Annotated in this window: 2 protein-coding genes and 1 pseudogene; 1 reads left to right on the forward strand and 2 read right to left on the reverse strand. The window is 74.0% G+C overall.

Annotation, left to right across the window (positions count from 1 at the left end; genetic code table 11):
* Both H5J30_RS27625 and H5J30_RS27630 read right to left on the reverse strand, forming a co-directional pair.
* Nucleotides 1-223: pseudogene (locus H5J30_RS27625) on the reverse strand (Acg family FMN-binding oxidoreductase); the annotation flags it as partial.
* Between the two features lie 67 nt (nt 224-290).
* Complete coding sequence (locus H5J30_RS27630; protein WP_258563562.1) at nt 291-878, reverse strand: TetR/AcrR family transcriptional regulator; 588 nt, start codon at nt 876-878, stop codon at nt 291-293.
* A 139-nt stretch (nt 879-1,017) separates the two neighbouring features.
* Between H5J30_RS27630 and H5J30_RS27635 the strand changes: the two genes are divergently transcribed.
* A partial coding sequence (locus tag H5J30_RS27635) for a cytochrome P450 (protein ID WP_181790028.1) occupies nt 1,018-2,396 on the forward strand: 1,379 nt, incomplete at its 3' end.

A 2,396-nucleotide genomic window follows, 5' to 3' on the forward strand; every position in this document is an offset into this window, starting at 1 on the left:
CGACGCGCAGGTTGCACAGCGCGGCGCCGCAGCCGACGTGCAGGGAGCGCCGCTCGGGGTCGGCGGCGGGCATGGCTCGGTCCAGGTCCGCGCGCATCTCGACGGTGCGGCCGGCCAGGTGGCAGCGGAAGCGCCACGGCTGCGCGTTGTGCATGGAGGGCGCGGCGGTCGCGGCCTGTACGAGCTCCGCGGCCCCGGTGGCGTCCAGTGCTCGCGCGGCCATGATTCCAGCGTACGACCGCCGTCCGCGCCCCACGAATCGAGCGGCTGCCGGCCCGCGGCGACCGCGCTCAGTCCCCCCGCGCGCCCGCCAGGGCGCCGAGCAGGGCACGGGTGCACACCTCGCGGACCTCCGCCCGCGACGGCTCCCCCCGCTCCAGCCAGTCCAGGACCGCCGCCGTGACGAAGGCGAGCCAGCCGTGGACGGCGAGCCGCAGCGCCGCGGGGGCGGGGCCGTCGAGCAGCCCGGCGGCGGCCTGGGCGTCGAGCACGGTGACGATCCGCCGCTCCTGCTCGGCGAGGAGCTGCTCGTGGATGTCGTGGATCTCCCGGTCCCCGGCGGCCGAGGCGCGGTGGAAGGCGCGCAGGCCGCGCGCGTGCTCCTCCGCGTACCGCAGGTACGCCTCCAGCCCTTGCTGCACCTGCCGGCCGACGGGCGTGGCCGGGTCCGGCTCGGTCATGCGCAGCAGGCGCTCGCCCTCGTGCCGGACGACGGCGGCGTAGAACTGCCGCTTGGTCGGGAAGTAGTGGTAGAGCAGCCCGCGCGAGACGCCGGCGCGCTCGGCGACCTCCTCGATCCACACGTCGTCGAAGGGCCGCTCGGCGAAGAGCTCGGCGCCGATCCGCAGCAGCTGCCGGCGCCGTTCCTCGGTGCCCATGCGGGTGCGCGGACGCCCCGTCCGCGTACCACGACCGCCGGAACGAGCCATCGCGCCACCTTACTTGACGCGGTTATTGACACCGGTTCAGCAGTGCCGCACGCTGCGTACTGAATCGAGTTCAATAAGGGAGGGCACGATGGCGAAGCCGTTCTTACGCACCCGTCCCGGACCCTGGCCGGAGCTGAGCCGCATCCCCCGTCCGCCCCACCGGGTGCCGGTGGTGGGCGACGTCTTCGGCATCGACCCCGCCACGCCCGTCCAGGACTCGCTGCGGATGGCCCGGGAGCTGGGACCGATCTTCCGGCGCAAGATCTTCGGGCTGGAGATCGTGGTGGTCTCCGGCGCCGAGCTGGCCCGCGAGCTTGCGGACGAGTCGCGCTTCACCAAGCGCGTCGTGCTCGCCGTGTACAACCTGCGCGACGTCGGCGGCGACGGCCTGTTCACCGCGCACGGCCACGAGCCCAACTGGCAGCTCGGCCACGACATCCTCGCGCCCGCGTTCACCCGCGAGGCGATGGAGCGCTACCACCCCGTCATGCTCGCGATGGCCCGCCGGCTGACCGCAGCCTGGGACGCGCACGCCGCCGCGGGCACCGCGGCCGACGTGTCCGCCGACATGACGAAGCTGACCCTGGAGACCATCGCGAACACCGGCTTCGGCTACGACTTCGGCTCCTTCGAGCGCACCGAGCAGCACCCCTTCGTCGCCGCCATGGTCCGCTCCCTGAGCCACGCCCAGGGCAGCAACGTGCCGCGGCCCCTGAGCCCGGTGAAGAACCGCGGGGGCAGCCGCAGGAACGCCGCCGACACCGCGTACCTCACCTCGGTCGTCGACGAGGTCGTACGGGAGCGCACCGAGCGCCCCGACCCGGACGCGCAGGACCTGCTCGGGCTGATGCTCCACACCCGCCACCCGCGCACCGGCGAGCGGCTGTCGCCGGAGAACATCCGGCACCAGATCCTCACGTTCCTGGTCGCCGGGCACGAGACGACCTCGGGCGCGCTGTCCTTCGCGCTGTACTACCTCTCCCGCCACCCCGGGGTGATGGCCCGCGCCCGCGCGGAGGTGGACGAGGTCTGGGGGCGGGCCTTGGAGCCGTCGTACAGGCAGGTGAGCAAGCTGCGCTACGTGCGCAGGGTGCTCGACGAGTCGCTGCGGATGTGGCCGACGGCGCCCGCGTTCACCCGCGCCGCGCGTACGGACACGGTGCTGGGCGGCGTCCACCCGATGCGCGCGGGCGCCTGGGCCCTGGTGCTGATCCCGGCCCTGCACCGCGACCCGTCGGTCTGGGGCCCGGACGCCGACCGCTTCGACCCGGACCGCTTCCTGCCGGAGCGGGTACGGGCCCGCCCCGCGCACGTCTTCAAACCCTTCGGCACCGGCGAGCGGGCGTGCATAGGGCGGCAGTTCGCGCTGCACGAGGCGACGCTGGTGCTGGGGCTGCTGCTGCGCCGGTACGAGCTGCGCGGCGACCCCGGCTACCGGCTGGACATAGCCGAGCGGCTGACGCTGAT

It is taken from the genome of Streptomyces phytophilus, assembly GCF_013870535.1.
Classification (GTDB): domain Bacteria; phylum Actinomycetota; class Actinomycetes; order Streptomycetales; family Streptomycetaceae; genus Streptomyces; species Streptomyces phytophilus.

Bases quoted from the DNA above. Each gene is read 5' to 3' on its own strand.
- H5J30_RS27630 (WP_258563562.1), bottom strand. From the start codon at position 878: ATGGGCACCGAGGAACGGCGCCGGCAGCTGCTGCGGATCGGCGCCGAG.